The organism is Streptomyces sp. NPDC058051 (assembly GCF_042885475.1).
Lineage (GTDB): Bacteria > Actinomycetota > Actinomycetes > Streptomycetales > Streptomycetaceae > Streptomyces.
The window spans coordinates 92,809-116,050 of record NZ_JBHVRW010000021.1; the positions used below are offsets into that span (position 1 = coordinate 92,809).

Here is a 23,242-nt window from a genome sequence, read left to right on the forward strand (position 1 = left end):
GCACCGCGCCAAGGGGCCCGGGGAACCGCCTCGCGCGGCTGCCGAGGTCAGGGGGTTCCCGGCGACGAGCTCTTCGTGTCCTGGGCGGGCGCGTCCGCGCCGTCGTCGCCGAGCACCAGCGCACCGCCCACGCCCAGCGCCGCCAGCAGCACCAGCGCCGCGGCACCCAGTGTCAGGCGGCGCTTGCGGACGGCCGCGGACTTGTTGCGGGCCGAACCCGGGCGGGGCCGGCCCGGCGAGCGCGGGGCCCTGGCCGTGCCCCGGGGGCCGCCGGAGAGTTCGTCGGGGGCCGGAACCCGCATGCTCGTGTGGGTGTCCCGGTTGGAGTCGGTGGACGAGCCGGGGACCAGGGGGACCGCGCCGCGGCGGCGGGGCTCCTCGGGTGCGGGGGCGTACCGCTGCTCGTCGTACGTCCGGGGTTCCGGCTCGGCGTCCGGCTCGTCCACGTCGAGCGGCGGAAGGCCGGCCAGGTGCGGCAGCTGTTCGCGCAGCCGGGCCGCCAGCTCGGAGGCGCGCAGCCGGGAGGCCGGGGCCTTGGCCAGGCACTGGACCAGGAGCTGCCAGAGCTCGTCGGGAATGCCCGGGAGCGGAACGACCGTCTCCGTGACATGGCGGCGCAGGACCGCGCCGGGGTGTCCGCCGCCGAACGGCGTGAAACCCGCGAGAAGTTCGTACAGAACCGTCGCGAGGGCGTAGATGTCGACGGCGGCGCGGGGCGGGAGGCCCTCGACTATCTCGGGGGCCAGGTAGTCCGGCGTTCCGATGATCTTGCTGGCCTTGGTGCGGCGGGGGGTGTCGATCAGTTTGGCCACGCCGAAGTCGGTGAGCAGCGCCGGGTGCGAGCCACCGGGGCCGAGCGGGCCCTCCATGTCGAGCAGGATGTTCTCCGGCTTGACGTCGCGGTGGACCACTCCGGCGGCGTGCGCGGCGGCGAGGCCGTCGGCGACGTCCGCGATGATCGCGACGGCGGCCTCGGGCGCGAGGCGGCGCTCGCGGTCGAGGCGGGAGCGCAGGTCCGTGCCGCGCACCAGGTCCATGACCAGGGCCAGGTCGTTGCCGTCCACCACGAGGTCGCGGACGGCGACGACATGGGGATGGTCCAGGCCGAGCAGGGCGGTGCGCTCCTGCACGAAGCGGCCCACCAGCTCCTGGTCGGACGCGAGGTCCTCACGGAGCAGCTTGATGGCCACCGGGCCCTCGGGCCCGTCGCCGAGCCACACCGTGCCGGCGCTGCCGCGCCCCAGGATCTGGTGGGCGGTGTACCGGCTGCCGATTTTCCGTGCCAAGACTGCTCCCTCAGCGGCTGACGACGAACCGTCGCTCATGACCTCCGGTCGACAAGTTACGCGTCGATCGGGGTGTTGAGTGCCCGGGTTGGCGCCGACCCTCACTTCTGCGGGCGAATTGCGGGGGAAACTGGCCCACAGAAGTCGATATAGCTACAAGGTTGTTGGTGTGCCGGCTGCTCAGGAGCCGCTGCCGCCGCCCAGTTGCGAGACCCAGTCGGTCACGCTGGAGACGGAGTCGCTGATGGCCTGCCAGAAGCTCTTGCCCTGGCCGATCCAGTCCTGAAGCGGCGTCAGTTCCCAGATGAGCCAGCCTGCCACGAACAGCAGCACCAGGGTGAACAGGCAACCCTTGAGACAGCCGAGGCCGGGGATCTTCATCGGGTTGGCGCTGCGCTGCCGCGGCTCGCGGGGCTGCCTCGGCGCGGGCTGCTGAGGCGGCGGCTGCTGCGGAGGCGCGTACTGCTGCGGCTGGTACTGCTGTTGGGGTTGCTGCTGTTGGGGTTGCTGCTGGTACTGCTGCCGCCGGGGCTGCGGGTACTGCTGCGGCTGCTGGTACTGCTGATGCTGTGGCTGCTGGTGCTGGGGCTGCTGCCGCTGAGGCTGTTGGGCCGGGGGCCGCTGGGGGCGGCGGCGCAGCGGGTCCTGGCTCGGGTCGAGGTACTGGACCTGCGTCTGCTCGTTGCGATCGCGGGCCGCCCGGAGCTGGGACTGCCAGGGGTGCGGCTCCTCGGGCTGCGGAGAGCCGTCCTGGTGCGGCGGCACGGGCGGCATGACCGAGGTCGGGTCGGCGTGCCCACCCTGGCCGGGAGCGTGCTGCATGACGCTGGTCGCGGCGTTCGGATCGTACGATCCGGCGTTGCTGGGCAGCACCTGCGTCGGGTCGGCGGCGCCGGGGGTTCCGGGGACGGCCGCGGGCGCCGGATCGGGTGCGAGCAGGGCGCCCACGCCGTCGGCCGCCGCGATCTGGGCGGCGTTGGCGTGCACGCCGATGCCGGCCGCGACGGTGCGCAGTCCGCGGGCCAGGTTCTCCGCGCTGGGCCGCCGGTCGGGGTCCTTGCTCAGGCAGCGCTCGATGACCGTCCACAGCGGCGCCGGGACGGTGGTGGGGCGGCGGGGCTCCTCGCTGAGGTGCCGTTGCAGGACTTCGAGGGCGGTGCCGCCGGAGAACGGCGGGCGGCCGGTGACCAGCTCGTACAGCAGGATGCCCGCGCCGTAGATGTCGACGGCGGAGGTCTGCGGGCGGCCTTCGGCGGACTCGGGCGCCACGTAGGCGGGGGTACCGACGAACTCGTGGGTCCGGGTGAGCCCCGGGGAGTCGGCCAGGCGCGCGATGCCGAAGTCGGTGAGCATCGGATGCATCTGGCCGTCGCGCTCGTCGAGCAGGACGTTGGCGGGCTTCAGGTCGCGGTGGACGACGCCGTCGGCGTGGCTGGCGGCGAGCGCGTCCGCGATCTGCGCGGTGAGCAGCGCGGCGGCGACCGGGGTGAGCGGGCCGTTCTCGCGAAGGTAGCGGTGCAGGTCGGGGCCGTCGACCAGGTCCATGACGAGAGCGAGGAGATCGCCCTCGACGACCAGGTCACGGGTGCGCACGATGTTCTCGTGGGTGAGCCGGAGCAGCACGGAGCGCTCGCGCAGGAAGCGCATCACGACGTCCGCGTCGTTGGCGAGCTCCTCCTTGAGGACCTTGATCGCCACGGTCTCGCCCGGCTGGCCGGTGACGGCCGCCTCGGCGCCTGCGGCCTCCCGCTGGCGGGCACGCCAGACGGTGCCCGTGGCGCCGCGTCCCAGCGGCTCCTCGAGCAGGTACTTGCTGCCTACCGGCCGCACGTCATGCGCTCCCTGCTGGTCGTGGTGCTCGTGGAACTCCCGGATCCGTCCGGGAGTTCCGGCCCACTCTAGTGGGGGGACGGGCGAGGCCGGGTGGTCCGCCCGGATGCCACCGCCCGTCGCCCGCCGGGCCCGGGTGCCTCCTGGAAGGAGGTACCGGCCCGGGTTGCGGAACAAGACGCTCGCACCGGGCCGAATGGTTGCCGCGCACCCGTGCGATGCCCGTGCGATGCCCGTGCGATGTACGTGCGATGCCCGTGCGATGTACGGATCCGCCGGGCCGATGAGGGCCGCACATCCGTGCGAAGTTCCGTCGCGGGCGCTCCGTGCTCCGTGCCCCGTGCTCCGTGCTCCGTGCCCCGTGCTCCGTCGCGGGCGTTCTGCGGAATCGTGCGGAATCGTTCCGCGGAGTGGTTCCGCCGCCGCGGAGAACGTTCCAAGCAGGCACTTATGGGCGCACAGCCGACCTTTCAAGATCACTTAGCGGGTGCCCCCGGGCGGGTTGTCGGTGACAGGTGCGAGGATGCCTTCAGCACGGACTGCGGGGCGGGAGGCCCGGCGGCACGTGACGAACCTGTACCGGACGACGCGTCCGTGTCGGGTGGGGGGAATCACAGGGCTTTTCCCCTGCCCGGCGCGCCGCGCAGAAGGGACCGCTGACGGCGATGCAGATCCGGCTGACCGTCCTCGCGCCGCGCAGCGGCCAGACCCCGGCGCGCGCCTGCGACGTGCTGGTCACCGCCCCGCCGGGAACGGCGCTCGCCACCGTGGCGTCCCAGCTGGCCGCGGCCGTCTCCGGACCCGAGGGCTCGCTCGGCGGCGGCGCGGTGGTGCTGTTCGCCGGGCGGGAGCGGCTCGACGGGCAGCGATGCGCCCTCGGCGAACCCCCGCTGGTCGACGGAGCGGTGCTCTCGCTCCAGATCCCGGGCGAGGCCGAGGCGGCGGACGACGCCGTTCCGGCCCAGTTGCACGTGATCGCGGGGCCCGACGCGGGCGGCGTCCATCTGCTGCACGGCGGCCTGGTCCGGATCGGCCGGTCCGCCGACGCGGACGTCCCGCTCGACGACCCCGACGTGTCCCGCCTGCACTGCTCGGTGACGGTCTCCGCGGACGGACTCGTCTCCGTGGCCGACCTCGGCTCCACCAACGGCACCCTGCTCGACGGCGCGGACGTCCGCGACCGCCCCGTGCGCCTGCCGCCCGGCGCGCTGCTGCGGCTCGGCGAATCGACGCTCCGGCTGGCCCCGGGCGCGCGTACGCCGACGCTGGCGACGGCCCCGGACGGCGAGGGGCATCTGCGGGTGTCCGGCACGGCGGGCACGTACGCCGAGGAGGACGGCTCCGGCCACGGATACGCCCCCGCGCCCGCCACCGGGTCCGCCGACTCCCACCCGCACGAGGGCGGTGGGACCGGGTCGGCCGGCCCCCTCCACCAGCCCCCCTCGGCGCACTCCCGTCTCCCGGACGACGGGACGCCCCGACGGGGCGGGATAGGTGCCTGGGCGCGCAGGTTCGCGGGCGGCAAGGGCGAGCCCGTGCACGAGGCGGCGCCCGACGACACGGGCGCGACCGGCCCGTTGCCGGCTGCCGCCCCCGCGACAGCACCCGGGTCCGCCACGGTCAGCAGCTGGCCCGATCCCGCGGCCGTGCTGCTGACCGCGCTCGGCCCCGGCCCCCGGTTGTGGGAGCGCGACACCGCGCACCCGGAGGCGCTCGTGGTGCGCCTGGGGACGACGGATCGGGCCGAGCTGCCCGCCGTGCCGGTGACCGTGGGGCTGCGGGAGGCCGGTTCCCTCGGCCTCGCCGGTCCGCGGACCCGGCTGGCCGGGCTCGCCCGTTCGGTGGTGGCGCAGCTCGCCGCGCTGCACTCCCCCGCCGATCTGGAGATCGTGCTGATCAGCACGGACCGCGCGCGTGGCGCGGACGAGCGCAGGCGCGAGTGGGCCTGGCTCGGCTGGCTGCCCCATCTGCGCCCGATGCACGGCCAGGACTGCCGGCTCCTCCTCGCGTACGACCGCGAGCAGGCCGCCGCCCGTACGACGGAGCTGGTGCGCCGGCTGGACGACGGGCCGCTGGGGCCCGGCTGGGCGAGCGTGGAGCGGAGCATCGTCGCCGAGGTCGCCGGGCAGTACGCGGGCCCGTACACCGTGGTGATCGTCGACGGCGACCCCGGCTCGGCGGAACTGCGCGAGAACACCGCCCGGCTGGCCGCCTCGGGGGCCGCTGCCGGGATTCATCTGATCTGTCTGGCCGAGACCCCGGCCGCCACACCCACCTCGCCGGTCGCGGCGACGTACGAGGCCGCCTGCCACGCGTCGATCGCGTTCCGCGAGTGCGGGGCGGTGGCGATGCTGAGCGGTGACGTGGCGACGGCGCTGCGGCTGATACGGACGGCGGACGGCCGGGCCGCGGGCCACGGCACGGTCGCCGTGGTGGACGCGGTGTCGGCGCACTGGGCCGAGCGCTTCGGCCGGGCGCTGGCCCCGCTGCGTACGGATGGGTCGGCGACGGCCCACGGCCGGTCGGTGACGGCCGCGCTCCCGCCGACCGCCCGTCTGCTGGACGAACTGGGCCTGGCGCGTGCCACCCCGGCCTCGCTGATGGCCCGCTGGGCCTCCACCGCCGACGACCAGCCGGGCGCCACCGTCCGCGGCTCGGGCCGCTGGACGGGCGGCCCGACGGGCACAGGCGGCCGTACGGACGTGGATGCCCGGGGCGTCGGCCGTACGGACTACGGCGCGGGCCCCCGGGTGGGGGCCCAGCGCACGGGCGGCTCGACGCGGCCCGACGGCCCGGGCGGCTACACCCCCGGCTCGGGGCGCACGCTGTACCCCGGCAGCGAGACCACCACGCATGTCGGCACCGCGGGCCACGGTCTCGCACGCGACGACGGCCAGGACACGCGCGGCTCCGGACGCACCCCGTATCCGGGCGCCCAGGCCCCCCGCGCCGATGGCGGCCCTTACGACGGCTCGCCCGGGGGTGCCCCCGGCTCCCGCACCGTTCCGGGGTCGGGCACCTGGGCCGGTGCTGACGTCCAGGGGGCGGACGGTCCGCGTAACGCCGGATCCGGGCGGACCTCGAACCGGCTGAGCGGACCGCGCGGCGGCGACACCCCCCGGGTCGCGGCGCGGGGCGCCGAGAGCGGCGCGGCGGCAGCGCGCACGGCGGTGAAGACGGACACGGGTGCGGCGCGGGCCGAGGGCGCCGGGCGGCCCGTCGTGGTGCTCGGGGCCGGGCCCCGGGGCGCCGTGAGCGTCGATCTGGCGGAGGAGGGCCCCCATCTCCTCATCGAGGGCCCGGCCGGCAGCGGACGTACGGAACTGCTGCGGGCCGTCGCCGCCTCGCTGGCCGCCGCGGCCCGGCCCGACCGGCTGGGGCTGCTCCTGGTCGACGGCGCGGGTGGCGAGCGCGGCGAGAGCCTGCGCCCGTGCACCGAGCTCCCGCACGCCTTCACGCATCTGGTGGCCTCGGACCCGGTACGGATGCGCGAGTTCGCGCAGGCGCTGGGCGGTGAGCTGAAGCGGCGCGCCGAGTTGCTCGGCCGGTACGACTTCACGGAGTGGCACGAGCGGCACGAGGTGGCGCAGCGGATGGTCGGTCAGCGCCCGCCGAGCGCCGCGGAGCAGCGGGGCGATGTGGACTCCTCGATGAGCGGGACGCTCCGGCTGCGGCCCGCCGCCGCGCGGTCCGCGGACCCCGGCCCTTCCCCCCTGCCCCGTCTCGTCGTCCTGGTCGACGACTTCGACGCGCTGGTCGCTCCGGCGCTCGGCAGCCCCGGCCGTCCCGCGGCGGGCTCGGTCGTGCGGGCTCTGGAGGCCGTGGCCAGGGACGGCGGCCGGCTCGGTGTCCACCTGGTCGCGACGTCCGCCCGCCCGGACCGTACGGAGGACACGGATCTGGCGCACGGCGCCCGGCTGCGCATCGTGCTCGACGCGCCGGCCGTGCCGCCGTCGCCCGAGGGCCCGGCGCCGGGACGTGGCCGGCTGGGGCATCCGGACGGGCGGGTGACACCGTTCCAGGGCGGCCGGGTGACCGGCCGCATTCCGCGAACGGCGACGCTGCGTCCCACCGTCGTCCCGTTGGAGTGGGAGCGGATGGGCGATCCGCCGACCCGGCGCCCGGTCCGCGAGCTGGGCAACGGTCCGACGGATCTGGCGCTGCTGGCCAGTGCGCTGGAGCGGGCGGCCCGGTCGGTGAACGCCGAGCCGATCACCCCGTTCGGACCCGTATGAATTGACGTGACGTCACGTCACGAGCCCATCACGATAACCGAGTTGACGTGGGGATCGCTATTGCGGCACCCGCGGACCCCGCGTAGGACTGTGCGCACACAACGATGTGAGAGACGGGGAAGCTATGCGCACAACCCTTCGGATGGGCAAGGCCGCCATGGTGTTCACCGCCATCGGCGCACTGGCCCTCACCGGATGCGGCGACGACGGTGACAGCGGAAAGGACAAGACGGACAAGAGCTCCGGGGGCGGCAAGGGAAGCGCGTCGAGCGTGGTCCTGCCGAAACTGGACGGTGAGAAGCTTTCCGTCGCGGCGGTCTGGACGGGAGCCGAGCAGGCCAACTTCGTCAAGGTTCTCAAGGAGTTCGAGAGCCGCACGGGGGCGACAGTCACCTTCGTCCCGGCGCAGGACCCGATCGTCAACTTCCTCGGTACGAAGATCGCGGGAGGTCAGCCGCCGGACGTCGCGATGATCCCGCAGGTCGGCGCGATCCAGCAGGCCGCCCAGAAGAAGTGGGCCAAGCCGGTCGGCGCCGAGGCCAAGGCCCAGCTGACCAAGAACTACGCGAAGGTCTGGCAGGACCTCGGCGCGGTGGACGGCACCCAGTACGGCGTCTACTTCAAGGCCGCGAACAAGTCCCTGATCTGGTACAACGCCCAGGCGTTCGAGAACGCGGGCGCGTCCGAGCCGAAGACCTGGAAGGAGTTCCTGGCGACGGCCGAGACCATCTCCGCCTCCGGTGTCACGCCGGTGTCGGTCGGCGGCGCGGACGGCTGGACCCTCACCGACTGGTTCGAGAACATCTATCTCTCCCAGGCGGGTCCGGAGAAGTACGACCAGCTGGCCCAGCACGAGATCAAGTGGACCGACCCGTCCGTCAAGGACGCGCTGACCACGCTCGCGCAGCTCTTCGGCAAGCCGTCGCTGATCGCCGGCGGTGCCGACGGCGCTCTGCAGACGGAGTTCCCCGCCTCGGTCACCCAGACCTTCACCGGCGGTGACCAGCCCAAGGCCGCGATGGTCTACGAGGGCGACTTCGTGAGTGTCAACATCGCGCAGACGAAGGCGAAGATCGGGACCGACGCCAAGGTGTTCCCGTTCCCGGCGGTCGGCGCCGAGTCCCCCGTCGTGACGGGTGGCGACGCCGCGGTGGCGCTGAAGGACGGCAAGGGCGCCCAGGCCCTGCTGACCTGGCTGGCCTCGACCGACGCGGCGAAGATCATGGCCGAACAGGGCGGGTTCATCTCGCCGAACAAGGCCCTGGACGCCGCCGCGTACCCGAACGAGGTGCAGCGCACCATGGCGAAGGCGCTGGTCGCGGCGGGCGACGCCGTCCGGTTCGACATGTCCGACCAGGCGCCGCAGTCGTTCGGCGGGACGCCGGGGAAGGGTGAGTGGAAGACCCTCCAGGACTTCCTGAAGAACCCGAAGGACATCGCGGGGACTCAAGCCAAGCTGGAGTCCGACGCGGCCAAGGCGTACAAGAGCTGACGGGATGACGACAGCCGCAGCGGGGGGCACCGACGCGGTGCCCCCCGCCGACAACCATCCCTCCGAACAGACGTCGGTACCCACGCCCAGGAAGCCGTCCGACGCCCCGGCCGGCGGCCCGGTACGCAGCCGCCGCAGTGTCACCGGCACGCGCCGGGTCGTCGCGGGGCTGTTCCTGGCGCCCGCGCTGGTGCTGATGGGCGCGCTCGTGGTCTATCCGATCGTGTACTCCGTCTACCGGTCGTTCTTCGACCAGGCGGGCACGGGCTTCGCCGGACTCGACAACTACCGGGCGCTGTTCACCGACGACACCATCCTCACGGCGGTGAAGAACAACGCGATCTGGGTCGTGCTGGCACCGACGGTCTCCACGGCCCTCGGGCTGATCTTCGCCGTGCTGACGGAGCGGATCCGCTGGAGTACGGCGTTCAAGCTGGTCGTCTTCATGCCGATGGCGATCTCCATGCTCGCCGCGGGCATCATCTTCCGGCTGGTGTACGACGCGGCCCCGGAGCGCGGGGTCGCCAACGCCGTATGGGTGGGTGTGCACGACACGTTCGCCGAGTCGGCGGGCTACCCGAAGGCGCATCCGCTGCCCGTCCACCCGCTCAAGGCGGGCGGCGGCGGTTCGTTCGTCACCAAGGAACCGGTACGGGCCGGGCAGCCGGTGCACCTGCCGCTGGTCGGTGTGGCACCGGCGAAGATACCGACGGACGCGAAGCCCGCGAAGGCCGCCGCGACGGATCCCGGAAAGATCACCGGGACCGCGTGGCTGGACTTCACCCGGGGCGGCGGCGGCAAGCCCAATGTCATCGACGCCGAGGAGCTGGGTCTCAAGGGCATCGAGGTGGAGGCGGTCAAGGACGGCAAGGTCGTCGCCACGGCGAAGGCGGGCGCGGACGGTACGTTCACCCTGCCCGCGTCGGCGGACGGCGCCGAACTCCGGCTCCCCGCCTCGAACTTCAAGGAGCCCTACAACGGAGTCGAATGGCTCGGACCGAACCTGGTCACCCCCGGGATCATCGGCTCCTACGTCTGGATGTGGGCCGGGTTCGCGATGGTGCTGATCGCCGCGGGACTCGCGGGGCTGCCCCGTGAACTCCTCGAAGCGGCCCGGGTGGACGGCGCGAACGAGTGGCAGGTGTTCCGCCGGATCACGGTGCCGATGCTCGCACCCGTGCTCGCGGTGGTGCTGGTCACGTTGATGATCAACGTCCTGAAGGTCTTCGACCTGGTCTTCATCATCGCGCCGGGCTCCTCCCAGGACGACGCGAACGTACTGGCCCTCCAGCTCTACCGCTCCTCGTTCGGCACGGACGCGGACCTCGGGATCGGCAGCGCCATCGCCGTACTCCTGCTGCTCCTGGTCCTCCCGGTGATGTTCTTCAACATCCGCCGGATCCGGAAGGAGGGGCGCCGATGACGACCACATCGCACCCGGGCGCCACCCCCTGCCGGGGGTCCGGGGGTCGCCCCCCGGGAAAGCACAGCAACATCCGCCGGATCCGGAAGGAGGGGCGCCGATGACGACCACATCGAACCCGGCCACGAGCACCACAGGCGCGAGCACCACAGCGACCGCGCCGGCGAAGGCCGAGCGGTCCCTCGGCTCACGCATCGCCGCCCGCGCCGGCGGCGGTGCGATGCGGGTCTTCCTCGTCCTGGTGGCCCTGTTCTGGCTGATGCCGACCATCGGGCTGCTGCTGTCCTCGCTGCGCGGCGCGGACGACATCGCCGCGACCGGCTGGTGGAAGATCTTCACGGCCCCGTCCCAGCTCACCTTCGACAACTACACACGGCTGCTGGACAACTCGACCATCACCCACTCCCTCCTCAGCACGATCGCGATCACGGTCCCGGCGACCGTCCTGGTCGTCGTGATCGGTTCACTGGCCGGCTACGCCTTCGCCTGGATGGAGTTCCCCGGACGCGACTGGTGGTTCCTGCTGGTCGTGGGGCTGTTGGTGGTGCCGGTGCAGGTGGCCCTGGTCCCGGTCTCCAAGCTCTTCGGCGCGGTCGGGATCTTCGAGACGACGCTCGGCGTGATCCTCTTCCACACGGCGTTCGGCCTGCCTTTCGCGATCTTCCTGCTGCGCAACTTCTTCGCGGAGATCCCGAGGGAACTGCTGGAGGCGGCCCGGCTCGACGGGGCGGGCGAGATCCGGCTCTTCACGCGGGTCGTGATGCCGCTGGGCGGTCCGGCGATCGCCTCGCTCGGGATCTTCCAGTTCCTCTGGGTGTGGAACGACATGCTGGTCGCGCTGATCTTCGCGGACTCCGGCTCCCCGCCGATCACGGTCGCCCTGCAGCAGCAGGTACGGCAGTTCGGCAACAACATCGATGTGCTGGCGCCCGGCGCCTTCGTGTCGATGGTGATCCCGCTGGCGGTCTTCTTCGCCTTCCAGCGTCAGTTCGTGTCCGGCGTGATGGCGGGCGCGGTGAAGTAGTACGCACATCCGTGCGTCAACGTGGGGCGGTCCTGTTCACCACAACAGGACCGCCCCACCTGCCGCTTCAGGGATTTGCCACGTTTTGACGTAACTCTTTCATTCCATCGGACGTTTGCGGACCGCCCGCCCGCGCTGCGAACGACCCATGGATGTGTTGTGCCCCGGTTCAGTGTCATCGTGCCTGCGTACCGGGTTCAGGCGTATCTGCACGAGAGCCTGGACTCGGTGCTGACCCAGTCCTTCGAGGATTTCGAACTGATCGCGGTCGACGACTGCTCACCCGACGCCTGCGGCGCCGTCATCGACGAGTTCGCCGCCCGCGACCACCGGGTGCGGGCCCTGCATCTGCCGGAGAACGTGGGACTGGGCCGGGCCCGCAACGCCGGGATCGCGCAGGCCACCGGCGACTACCTGATCTTCCTGGACAGCGACGACACCCTCGCCCCCGGCGCCCTGCGGGCCGTCGCCGACCGGATCGCGGAGACCGGGGAACCGGACGTCCTGGTCTACGACTACGCCCGTACGTACTGGACGGGCGAGAGCGTACGCAACGCCTTCGCCGAACACCTCGCCGAGACCGGCCCCGCCACCTTCGCGCTCGCCGACCGGCCCGGTCTGCTGAAGGTCCTGATGGTCGTCTGGAACAAGGCGTACCGCCGCGCGTTCGTCGAGGCCGAGGGGTTCGCCTTCCCGCCGGGCTACTACGAGGACACCCCCTGGACGTACCCGGTGCTGATGGCCGCCCGTTCGATCGCCGTCCTCGACCGGGTGTGCGTCGGCTACCGGCAGCGGCGCCAGGGCAACATCCTGGCCACCACCAGCCGCAGGCACTTCGACATCTTCGAACAGTACGACCGGGTCTTCGCGTTCATCGACACCCGCCCCGGACTCGCGCACTGGCGGCCGGTGATCTTCCGCAGGATGCTCGACCACTTCTGCACGCTGTTCACCACCGGGGGCCGGCTGCCGCGCGACAGCCGCGCCGAGTTCTTCCGCCGGGCCCGCGCCCACTGCCTGCGCTACCGCACTCCCGGCATCCCCGCCCCGCGCCGCGCCCGGCTGCGCCACGGACTGATCCGGCTGGGCGCGCGCCGCACCTACCGCGCGCTGTGGACCGCGCAGGTGCTGCACGGCCGGGTACGGAAGGCGACCGCGGCGGGCCGTCGGGTGCTGCGGGCCGCCGCGCTCCAGGCGTACTACCGCATCCAGTTGCGGCTGCCCGTCCAGACGGACCTGGCGGTGTTCGCGGCGTACTGGCACCGCGGCTACGCCTGCAGCCCCGCCGCGATCGAGGCCAAGGCCCGCGAACTGGTGCCCGGCCTGCGGACCGCCTGGATCTGCCGCCCGGAGGACGCGCACACCGTGCCCACCGCGACCCGGCGGATCACACCCGGGACGTACGGCTACTGGCGGGCGCTGGCCCGCGCCGGGTATCTGGTGAACAACGTCAACTTCGACCGCCGGCTGGTCAAGCGGCGCGGCCAGGTGCTGCTCCAGACCCACCACGGCACCCCCCTCAAGACCATGGGTCTCGACCTCCAGGACCGGCCCGCGGCGGCCCGGGGGACGGACTTCGGCCATCTGCTCGCCAGTGTCGACAAGTGGGACTACTCCCTCTCCGCGAACCGGCACTCCACCCTCGTCTGGGAGAAGGTCTATCCGTCGGCCTCCGCGGACTGCGCGACGCTGGAGTACGGCTGTCCGCGCAATGACGTCTACCAGCGGGCCACCGCCGACGACGTGGCGCGGCTGCGCGCGTCGATCGGCATCCCCGAGGGCGCCCTGGCCCTGCTGTACGCCCCCACGCACCGTGACTACCGGCGCGACCAGCACGTCACGCTCGACCTGGCACGCGTGCTGCGGATCCTCGGGCCGCACTCCGTGATCCTGGACCGCGCGCACTACTCGTACGGTGCCGCGCCGGTGCGTGAACCGCACCCGCGGATCATCGACGTCAGCGGGCACCCCTCCGTCGAGGCGCTCGCGCTCGCCTCGGACGCGCTGATCACGGACTACTCGTCGCTGATGTTCGACTACGTCAACCTGGACCGGCCCGTCGTCATCCACTTCGGCGACCGCGAGGCCTACGAGGCCGCCCGCGGCACCTACTTCGACCTGCACTCCTGCCCGCCCGGCGCGATCGCGCACAGCGAGGACGAGCTGCTCGACATCTTCGCGACCGGCCACTGGCACACCGCCCGCTCGGCCCAGCTGCGCGAGGCGTTCCGGGAGCGCTTCTGCCCGTACGACGACGGGCACGCGGCGGAACGTGTGGTGCGCCGGGTCTTCCTGGGCGACATGTCCGCGCAGCCGCCCGTGATCCCCCCGGCCGAGCGGCGGCCCGTACCGGCGGCGGGCGACCCGGCCCTGATCCCGGTCTCCGCCGCGTCCGGCGCCGTGGTCCCCGCCGACCGGCAGGCGTCCACGGGCCTCGGCCTCGCCGGAGCACAACCCACCATCCGCCCCTGAGGCGTCCTCTCCCCGCCCGCCTGCCTCTCCTCCGTGAATCCGAGCCCGAGAAAGAACCCGTATGCCCCGGCTGAGTGTCATCATCCCCGTCCGCCGTGCCCGAGGGCAGTTGCGCGAGTGCCTGGAATCGGTGCTCAGCCAGTCCTTCACGGACATCGAGGTGATCGGGGTCGACGACGGGGCGCCGGACGGTTCGGGGCTGCTGTTCGACGAGTTCGCCGCACGGGACGAGCGGGTGCAGGCCATCCATCTGCCGCCGGGGGCCGGTCCGCACGGACGGCGCGACGCCGGGGCCGAGCGGGCCGTCGGCGACTACCTCCTCTTCCTGGAGGGAACGTTCGTCCTCCTGCCGGGCGCCCTGCGGGCCGTCGCCGACCGGCTGGACGCCACCGGTGACCCCGAGCTGCTGCTGTTCGGCCACCACCGGCGCCCGTTCCGGGGCCGCCCCCGGCCGACCCGGTCGCTGGAGCTGCTCGGTGAACTGCCGGAGGGCCGGCTCACCCTGGCCGGACATCCCGTACTCCTGGACATCGCACCGGTCTCCTGGAACCGCGCCGTGCGCCGCACCCTGCACGAGGGCGAGAAGCTGGCCTTCGGACCGGGGCGGCACGGGGAGCGGATGTACGCGCTCCAGACGCTCGCCGCGGCCGAGTCCGTCGCCGTGCTGCCCACGGCCTGTGTCGAACACCGCAGCGGACGCCGCCTCCCGGGACCGGCCGACGCGGAGGAGGCCGACGGTTCGGCCCCGCGGCAGCTCGTCGACGCGTACGCCGGTCTGATGGAGTTCGTACGCGAACGACCGCTGACCCACCCGGTGCGGGCGCTGCTGTTCGAGCGGGCGGCCTCGGAACTCCTGGCCGACTACCCGTCGGTGGCCCGGCGCCGCCGGCGCCACGTCCGGTCCGTGGCGGCCTTCCACCGCACACACCGGCCCGAGGGGCACCGCTTCCCACGCGGTGCCAGGGGGCTGCGGGCCCGGCTGATGGGCCGTGGCCGGTACGCCGCGCTCGGCACCCTCGACACCCTCCTGGCGCTGCGCCGGAGCCTGCGGGCGGCGCCCGGCGCGGTACGGGCGCGGGCCGGACGCGCCCTGGCCACGCGCTTCTACTGGTGGCAGCGCCGGCTGCCGCTGGACCCGGGGCTCGCCGTCTACGCCGCGTACTGGAACCGCGGGGTGAGCTGCAATCCGGAGGCCGTGTTCCGCAAGGCCCGGGAGCTGGCCCCGCGGGTGCGCGGGGTGTGGGTGGTCGCGAGGAACCAGGCGCACACGGTCCCCGACGACATCGACCACGTGGTGCCCGGAACCCGCCGCTACTGGCAGGTGCTGGCCCGCGCCACGTACTTCATCAACAACGTCAACTTCCCCGACCACCTGGTCAAGCGCCCCGGTCAGATCCATGTGATGACCCACCACGGCACCCCGCTGAAGATCATGGGGCTCGACCAGCAGGACTATCCCGCCGCGGCCCAGGGCCTGAACTTCGACCGGCTGCTCCAGCGCGTCGACCGGTGGGACTGGAGCGTCTCCGCCAATCCGCACTCCACCGAGGTGTGGGCCCGCGCCTATCCGGGCGCCGCACGGTCCATCGAGTCGGGCTATCCGCGCAACGACGTCCTCGCGACGGCGACGGACGAACGGATCGCGCGGATCCGCGAAGGTCTCGGTATCCGGCCCGGCCGGCGTGCCGTCCTGTACGCGCCGACGCACCGCGACTACGAGGCGGCGTTCACCAGCCGGCTCGATCTGGTCCGGCTCTGCGAGGAACTCGGTCCGGACACCGTGGTGATGGTCCGCGCCCACTACTTCTACGAAGGCGCGGGGCTGCCGGAGCACCCCTCCCTCATCGATGTCTGCGACCATCCGCGGATCGAGGAGCTGTGCCTGGCGGCGGACGCGCTGGTGACGGACTACTCGTCGGTGATGTTCGACTACGCCCATCTGGACCGCCCGATCGTGGTGCACGCCCCCGACTGGGAGACGTACCGCACGGTCCGCGGGGTCTGCTTCGACCTGCTCTCCGGCAGACCCGGAGACACCCCCGGGGCCGTCTCCACCGATACGGCGGAGCTGGCCCGGATCCTTACCGACGGCAGTTGGCGGAGTCCGGCGAACGAGGCGCTGCGGGCAGCGTTCCGGGCCCGGTTCTGCCCGTACGGCGACGGGCGCGCCGCCGAGCGGGTGGTGCGGCAGGTGCTGCTCGGGGAGCGTGTGCTGCCGGGCCCGTCCGGGGGCGACGTGACCGGTGGCGCGTCCGGTGGCGACGTGACCGGTGGCGCGTCCGGCGGCGACGTGTCCCCGGCCGCCGGACGGCTTGATCCGCTCAGCGTTGCTGGCCCGCCATCACCGTGACGAGGCCGATGACGACGAGCAGCGAACCGCCCCAGGTCCACAGCGAGGTCCGCTCGTGCAGCACGGTCGCCCCGGCCAGCACGATCAGCAGGTACCCGAGGGCGTTGAACGGATAGGCGATCGACAGTGGCACCTTGGCCAGGGTGGTCATCCAGGCGAGGGCGGACACCGCGAAGACCACCAGGCCGAGGACGACCCAGGGGCTGGTCGCGGCGCGCAGGGCGAGGGAACCACCGCCCTGCGCGGCGGCTGCGGCAGCACCCTTCATCCCGTGCTTGAGCATGATCTGGCCACCTGCCGACGAGAACACGGCGAACAGCAGCAGCATCAGACTGGGGAGGGTCAAGAACGTGCTCCTGTCGGCGGCGGCCGGGGTTGCGGACGCCGGGGCGGGGGTGCGGCCGGGAACGGCGGCCTCAGACACCGACCCGGTCGGACGGTGCGTACTGCCGGTTGAGGATGTCCTGTACATCGATGTGCTCTCCAGCGATGATCGTCTCGGCCGCGTGCGGGGTGAGCAGGGCGACGTGCTGATAGCCGAACAGCGTCGGCCTGATCCGGTTGAGCAGCTTCGACACCCCGCCGAGGACGACGGGCAGCGGCCCGCCACCGAGCAGCGCCCAGAACGGTGCCCCGGTGGAGGACAGGTGGAGGACGTCGTAGCCCGCGCTCCTGACCGTGCGGCGCAGGCTGGCCCGGGTGAAGAAGCGCAGATGCGTTTCGTCGAGGATGCCGCGCCGGTCGTAGTCGAAGACGCCGAGCGCGACCCGCAGCCTTGAGTACCAGTGGCTGAAGTTCGGCACGGAGAGCAGCACATGGCCGCCGGGCCGCAGAACGGTGGCGACCTCGGCGAGCACGCGTTCGGGGCGTGAGAGGTGCTCGATGACATCGCCCGCGACGACGTAGTCGTAGTCGGCGCCGATCTCGGCGGGCAGCCCCGCCTCCAGGTCGGCGAGGTGGAAGCGGGTGCACCTCTCGCGTACGCCGGGGACCTCGACGTAGTCCACGCCCGTCACCTCGTGGCCGAGGGCTTCGAGGCGCTGCGCGAACAGGCCGCCGGAGCAGCCGAGGTCGAGGACCCGGCCGGGCGGCAGGCTGCGCATCTTCTCCAGGATCACGGCGTGGGAGGAGCCGTCGCCCTCCTTGAACGCGTACTCGACGGGTTTGGGGATCCACGCGCAGGTACCGAATCCCTTGACGGCGAGCCGGTATTCGAGGACGTCCTTGACGACGTCCTTGGCGTACTTCATGCCGTTGACGTAGCAGATCTCGTCGCCGTAGTAGGTGGGGACGGGGATCTCCTTGATCCGCATTCCCTCGTTGAGCAGTTGGACGATGATCTGGGTGTCGAAGTCGAACGCGTCGGTGTTCCGGTGGATCGGCAGTTTCTTGAGCGCGGCGACGCTGTAGGCGCGGTACCCGGAGTGGAATTCGGTGAGCTGCGATCCGAGAAGGGTGTTCTCCAGGCGGGTGAGAATGCGGTTGCCGAGCCATTTGTACATCGGCATGCCGCCCTTGAGAGCGGACCCGGAACTCATCATCCGCGAACCGAACACGGCCTCGCATTCGCCGCGTTCGATGGGCCCGACCATCTCGGGCAGGAATTCCGGGGCGTACTGTCCGTCGCCGTGCAGCAGCACGATGATGTCGAGTCCGTGGGCGGCGGCCAGCGCGTATCCGGCCTTCTGGTTTCCGCCGTATCCGAGGTTCTTGGTGTGCCGCATCACCACGGTCCGCGGCATTCCCTCCGTCTGCGACCAGCGGCAGCCGGCGGTGAAGGTCGCGTCATGGCTCGCGTCGTCGAGAATGAGCACCTCGGCGACCTTGGACCGGAAGTCCTCCGGGATGCGGTCGAGGGTCCTCTCCAGCGTCGTCTCGGCGTTGTACGCGACCACCAGGATGCCGATCCTGGGGTTCGGGCTTTCCTTCACGGGGCGTTCTCCAGTTGCGTTCGGTGCTCGGTGCTCGGGAGGGGGCGGTCAGTTGACGGCTGAGCCGGTGGGCCGCGAGGGGCAGGGCGCCGGTACCGGGGTCCGCCCGGCCGAGGGCTGCGGAGGCACGGACGCCGGCGCGGCGAGGATCTTGCGGATGCCGCAGGCGAGACATGCGGCCAGGAGCAGCCAGCCGGCTTCGCCGAGGTGCAGCACCGGGTCGCTCCAGCGCACGGCGGAGCGCCCCTGGTAGCCGAGGACCGCCGTCAGGCCGAGCAGACAGCCGTACGCCGCGCCTTCCCAGAAGCCGATGACGAAGAGTCCGGCGGCTGCCCAGGTCAGGTACTGGAGGGCGGACGCGGTGGAGAGCAGCAGCAGGAGGCCCATCGTGACGGCGACGACAGCGGGCAGTTGCGCGGGCCGCAGCCGGGCGAGCCAGATCCCCGCGGCCACGCAGACCAGCACGAAGAGGAAGTGGCCCTCGCCCTGTATGAAGGTGATGAAGGACTGCGGCAGGCCGAGCGCGTCGGCGAACCGGACGAGGCCCCACAGGCGGTAGTCGCCGCCCGCGTACTCCAGGACGTTCTCCGTGAGGTCCTGGGGAACGGTCGCCACGACCGGGCCCCAGACGAGGGCGACCAGGGCGGTGAACCCGGCGGTGAAGCGGACGAGTGCCGGGCGGCCCGCTCGCAGCGCGACGACGAACAGGGCCGGGATCACCACCACCGGAATGAACTTGACGCTGATCGAGAGCGCGGCGCACAGCCCGGCGGCCGTCGGCGCCTTCCGGTCCACGAGCAGATGCGCGGCAGCCAGCGCGAAGGCGATGGCGACCGCGTCGGTGTTGCCGTGGTACCCGGAGGTGGCGATCAGTACGGGGCTGAGGGCCACCCCCACCCCGCACGCGACCGCCGCGCCGATGGAGCGGCGGCGGCGCACGATCTCGAACACGAGGAGTGCGCAGAAGAAGTCGGCGATCGAGGCGGGTGATCTGATCAACGTGCCGAAGGGAATTCCGAGTTCGGAGAGTTCATGCAGACCGAGAAGCATCCAGCCGGCCAGCGGCGGATGGTTGTAGACGGGCAGTCCCGGCAGCGGCTGCTCGTAAATCCGAAGGGGTCCGTAGCGCGCGATGGCCGTTGCGAAGCCTTGAAAGATGCGGACGTCGGCCGGGCCCCGCATATTCGCCGCGATCAGCATTCGGGTGAGGAGACCGACGGCCGCAGCGGTGAGAACCACCGCTCTCGCCCGTCGTACGTCCCAGGTTTCGCACCGCATTCGGATACCCATGAACACAGAACGTAGCAATACGAAGACAATGAGCGACGCATCGATGAGCACGGATAGCGGAGCACGGCGTCAATGCCCCGCACCTCCGCGCAGACATCCGAATTCCTGAATCACTCGAACGGTTCAGTCGGGGTGTGACCGTTTCGGCCGACCCCGGCCCGGCCGGCACCGGGCCGCTCGGGTCGGGTCTGGCCGGGCGGACGGGTCGGGTCGGACGGGTCGGGTCGAGTCGGATCAGGGCGGATCGAGGCGGATCGAGGCGGATCGAGGCGGATCAGAGCCGGCCCGTGTCCTGGAGCATCCGGTCGACCACGCCCGCCGCCGCCCGCCCGTCGTCCAGGTCGCAGAAGTCCCGGAGAAACGCCTCGTACGCCTGCGCGTGTCCCTCGGTGGCCCGCTCCGGATCGCGCAGCGCCTCGATGAGTGCGGCGGAGTCAGGGATCAGGGGGCCGGGCGCGCGGGCCTCGAAGTCGAAGCAGAAGCCGCGCAGGGTGTCGCGGTAGTGCGCCAGGTCGTAGGTGTGGAAGAGCATCGGGCGGCCGGTCCGGGCGAAGTCGAACATCAGCGAGGAGTAGTCGGTGACCAGTGCGTCGCTGATCAGCATCAGCTCGCCGACGTCCCCGTAGCGGGAGACGTCACGGACGAAGCCGCTGCCGCTGTCCGGGAGGCGGTCGGTGACCAGGTAGTGGCGGCGCACCAGCAGGACGGTGTCCGGGCCGAGTTCGCGTTCGGCGGCGGCCAGGTCGAGCCGGAGGTCGAGGGCGTAGCGTCCGCCGCCCTGCGGCCGGTCCTCGCGCCAGGTCGGCGCGTACAGCACGACCCGTTTGCTCGCGGGGATGCCGAGCCGTTCCCGTACCGCCGCGGCGACCTTGGTCCGGTCCGAGGCGTGGAACAGGTCGTTGCGGGGATAGCCGCACTCCAGAACCTCGCCGCGGTAGCCGAACGAGCGCCGCAGGACGGGGGTGGAGAAGCGGTTCGGGGAGACCAGGAGGCTCCACTGGCGGGCGCGCTGCTCGATGGTGGCGATGTAGGCGGCGTTGGCCTGGGCGGTACCCGCGAGGTCGAGGCCGATGCGCTTGAGCGGGGTGCCGTGCCAGGTCTGGACGACGCACTGGCCCTCGCGCCGCTCGAACCACTCGGGCAACTGGGTGTTGGTGACGATGTGTCGGCTGCGGGCCAGTGCCTCGTACCAGGCCGCGCAGCCGTGCTCCACGGCCGTGGCGCCCGCCGGGACACGGGCCTGCTGGTCGCGCACCACCCACAGGTGCTCCAGCTCGACGCCGCGCCGGGCCGCCTCCTCGTGGATCGCGCGCGGCGAATCGGAGTACTGGCGGCCGTCGAAGCTGCTGTACAGCACCGTGTCGCGCAGGGGTGCCCGGCGCGCTCTCCGGTACGCCTCGCGCAGGAGCCGTCTGCCGCGCGCACCGCGTTCGGCGGGGGTGAGGACCGACGCGCAGTCGATCAGCAGTTGGGCGTGGAAGCGCCGTTCGACGAGGTACGTCCGGCCGGCGAGGGTGCGGGCGGCGGGCAGGGTGCGGTGGACGGCGGCCGGGACGCGCAGCGGCGCGTCGCGCGTCTCGTCCCGCACGCCCCTCTCGCGGAGGAAGAGATACCAGTGGCCCTGGCCCAGTGGCAGCGTGCCGCCGGGGATCTCGACGGCGTCCGGCCGGAGCGCGGCCCGGAACCGCCGTGCCCCGGCGGGCCCGAAGGACGTGAGCGGGAAGGCGGCTTCCTCCCCGTGCCCGCTGTGCCGGGCCACCAGTTCGGCGGGCCGGTCGGCGTCGTCGGGAAAGGTGCCCTCCAGGAGGAGCTGTCCGTCCTCCGTCCAGGTCGCCAGGTCGACGGCAGGCTGCACGGTGCGGTCGCTGATCAGCAGATTGCCGCGGGGGCCGGCGGTGAGGCCGAGTTCGCGTCGTTCGCCGCCGCCCCCGTGCCCGCGCCCGCCCCCGTCGCCGTCGCCGTGCCCGTCCAGCGGGTAGCGGCCCGGCAGGACGGGCCCCGGTACGTCGATCGGTGTCCGGCGCCCGTCCGGGCCGACGAGGTGCAGGCTGTACGAGAGTTGTGCGGGCAGCGTCCCTGCCGCGGCTGCCGGACGGACGCCGACGAGGGCGCCGAGCGGGACATCGGCGGTGAAGCGCCGCCATCCCGCGGCCGAGGGCACGGCCCCCTCGTGCACGGTCACCGGGCAGTCGAGGGAGGTGCCGGAGGGCCGGTGCGTGAGCGCCAGACGCAGCGGGCCCGTGCCGAGGCGGTCGCGGATCATGCCGTCGATCACCACGGTGGCGGCGCCGTCGCCCGTGTCGCCCGCCCGGTGCGTCTCGAAACGGGCGTCGATCCGCTCCGCGTGCAGCACGAGCGTGCCGTTCTCGAAGGCGGGCACGATCCGGTGGTCGCCGTCGGGCCGGTGCACGGGCGGCGGTGCGGCCGCCTCGTTCGTCGAGAGGCCGGAGCGGCGCAGCATGCCGTGTCCGGCGATGCCGATCTCCAGGCGCCAGGTGAGCCGTTCGACGCGGCCTGCCGCATCGATGCGGAGCCTGGCCGGGTCGATGACCGTCTCGAAGCCGGACCGGTCGTAGTCGTGCAGGCTCTGCCGCGACCGGGCGGTCGCCTCGGGTTCGGCGACCGTGCGCAGCCTGAGCGGCACCACGTGCCGTCGCCCCGCCCGCAGCCAGCCGGCCCGGAACTCGCTGCCGCGCGAGGCGGCGGGCAGGTTCCGGATGTACGCGTAGCCCCTGAGGCGCAGCTTGCCGTCCTGCCAGTCGGCGTCCCGCAGCCGGGCGGTGAGCGGCAGGTCCCCGTCGGCAACCCGCAGCACCGGGCGCGGCACCGGCCGGGTGAGGGCCGGGAAGGAGGCGCTGCGGTGCCGCACACCCCGTACCGCGAACGCTCCCGGTTCGGCCTTGTCGAAGGCGAGCAGGGCCAGCAGTTCCTCGGTGCGCCGTTCGCGCACGAGGTGCCACATCAGGCGCAGCCGGAGCGGGAGGGCGTCGAGGACGACCGGGTCGACCTGATCGGTGAACTCGTTCGCGTACGTGAGGAAGGCGCGGCGGTACTCCTCGTCGCCGTCGGGCAGCGCCTCCATGAAGTACCAGAGGTCGTGGGCGAGGACGTGCGCCTCGTACCGGCGCTTGTCCGCGGCGCCGCGGTGCTCGTCGAGGAAGGCGGAGACACCCAGCACGTGCGAGGCCCGGTCCTGGATGCCGCGGACGACGGCGCGGCGGGCGGTGATCGAGCCCGCCCGGTCGCGCCAGTGGTAGACGGCGTCCTTCAGGACGTCGACCGAGCGTGCCAGGAAGTGGGCGGGCAGGACGACCGGGATGTCCTCGTAGAGCGCGCCGACCGGGAAGGCGAAGGCGTGCTCGTCCCAGAAGGAACGGCGGAAGACCTTGTTGCAGGCGATCCGGTCGGCGGCGAGGTCCCAGTCGCGGGAGATGTGGGTGCGCAGCCGGGTCGTCGCCATGGGCTTGCGGAAGTTGGGCGACTGCTGGAGTTTGCCGGAGGCCCGCAGCCGCAGCACGTTGCCGGACGCGAGGTCCGAGCCGGTCTCGTCGAGCGCGCCGACGAGGAGTTCGTACGCGCGGGGCGGGAGAACGTCGTCGCTGTCGACGAAGGCGAGGTGGCGGGCGCCCGGGTCGCAGTGGCGTACCCCGGTGTTGCGGGCGTGCCCGAGTCCGCCGTTCTCCTGGCTCACCAGCCGGAACCGGCCGTCCTGTGCGGCGAACCCGGCGGCCACGGCGGCGCTGTCGTCGGTGGACCCGTCGTCGACCATCACCACCTCCAGGTCGGACATGGTCTGCTCCGCGAGGGACCTCAGGCAGTCCGTCAGATAGAGCTCCACGTTGTGGACGGGTACGACGACACTGAGCCGTGGCGGCATGTTGGGCACGTCCGTTCATCGAGGGGCCTGGT

General features: G+C 72.5%; 12 protein-coding genes. 6 read left to right on the forward strand and 6 right to left on the reverse strand.

The features are described 5' to 3' along the window. Positions 1-47: 47 nt before the first annotated feature. Both ACFVUT_RS27975 and ACFVUT_RS27980 read right to left on the reverse strand, forming a co-directional pair. A complete protein-coding gene (locus ACFVUT_RS27975) occupies positions 48-1,286 on the reverse strand; it encodes a serine/threonine-protein kinase (RefSeq protein ID WP_389659503.1) in 1,239 nt (412 codons plus the stop codon). Between the two features lie 180 nt (positions 1,287-1,466). After that, positions 1,467-3,116: a serine/threonine-protein kinase gene (locus tag ACFVUT_RS27980; RefSeq protein WP_389659500.1), complete on the reverse strand. Its 1,650-nt coding sequence runs from the start codon at positions 3,114-3,116 to the stop codon at positions 1,467-1,469. 665 nt (positions 3,117-3,781) lie between these two features. On the opposite strand from ACFVUT_RS27980, the gene ACFVUT_RS27985 reads away from it, so the two are divergent. From ACFVUT_RS27985 to ACFVUT_RS28010, 6 genes are all read left to right on the forward strand, one after another. Beyond that, positions 3,782-7,351 (forward strand): FtsK/SpoIIIE domain-containing protein, encoded by a 3,570-nt coding sequence (locus tag ACFVUT_RS27985; RefSeq protein WP_389659497.1) that lies wholly within the window; start codon positions 3,782-3,784, stop codon positions 7,349-7,351. A gap of 124 nt (positions 7,352-7,475) precedes the next feature. Further along, the gene (locus tag ACFVUT_RS27990; protein ID WP_389659494.1) at positions 7,476-8,843 is read left to right on the forward strand and encodes an ABC transporter substrate-binding protein; all 1,368 of its coding nucleotides are present in this window, start codon (positions 7,476-7,478) and stop codon (positions 8,841-8,843) included. Between the two features lie 4 nt (positions 8,844-8,847). Next, a complete protein-coding gene (locus ACFVUT_RS27995) occupies positions 8,848-10,266 on the forward strand; it encodes a carbohydrate ABC transporter permease (protein ID WP_389659491.1) in 1,419 nt (472 codons plus the stop codon). Between the two features lie 100 nt (positions 10,267-10,366). Further along, entirely contained in the window at positions 10,367-11,290 is a 924-nt protein-coding gene (locus tag ACFVUT_RS28000; protein ID WP_389659488.1) for a carbohydrate ABC transporter permease, read from the forward strand. A 159-nt stretch (positions 11,291-11,449) separates the two neighbouring features. Next, on the forward strand, positions 11,450-13,762 hold the full coding sequence (locus tag ACFVUT_RS28005) for a CDP-glycerol glycerophosphotransferase family protein (protein ID WP_389659485.1): 2,313 nt from the start codon (positions 11,450-11,452) through the stop codon (positions 13,760-13,762). Between the two features lie 61 nt (positions 13,763-13,823). After that, on the forward strand, positions 13,824-16,112 hold the full coding sequence (locus ACFVUT_RS28010) for a CDP-glycerol glycerophosphotransferase family protein (RefSeq protein ID WP_389659482.1): 2,289 nt from the start codon (positions 13,824-13,826) through the stop codon (positions 16,110-16,112). Here ACFVUT_RS28010 and ACFVUT_RS28015 read toward each other — a convergent pair. The 4 genes from ACFVUT_RS28015 to ACFVUT_RS28030 all read right to left on the reverse strand — a co-directional run bounded on the left by ACFVUT_RS28015 (position 16,084) and on the right by ACFVUT_RS28030 (position 23,210). Next, on the reverse strand, positions 16,084-16,458 hold the full coding sequence (locus ACFVUT_RS28015; protein WP_389659479.1) for a hypothetical protein: 375 nt from the start codon (positions 16,456-16,458) through the stop codon (positions 16,084-16,086). The two genes, ACFVUT_RS28010 and ACFVUT_RS28015, sit on opposite strands and share 29 nt — an antisense overlap. A 70-nt stretch (positions 16,459-16,528) precedes the next feature. Further along, the gene (locus tag ACFVUT_RS28020; protein WP_389659476.1) at positions 16,529-18,043 is read right to left on the reverse strand and encodes a methyltransferase domain-containing protein; all 1,515 of its coding nucleotides are present in this window, start codon (positions 18,041-18,043) and stop codon (positions 16,529-16,531) included. Positions 18,044-18,091: 48 nt separating this feature from the next. Then, the gene (locus ACFVUT_RS28025; RefSeq protein WP_389659473.1) at positions 18,092-19,333 is read right to left on the reverse strand and encodes a glycosyltransferase 87 family protein; all 1,242 of its coding nucleotides are present in this window, start codon (positions 19,331-19,333) and stop codon (positions 18,092-18,094) included. 274 nt (positions 19,334-19,607) lie between these two features. Next, the gene (locus tag ACFVUT_RS28030; protein WP_389659512.1) at positions 19,608-23,210 is read right to left on the reverse strand and encodes a CDP-glycerol glycerophosphotransferase family protein; all 3,603 of its coding nucleotides are present in this window, start codon (positions 23,208-23,210) and stop codon (positions 19,608-19,610) included. Between the last annotated feature and the right edge of the window lie 32 nt (positions 23,211-23,242).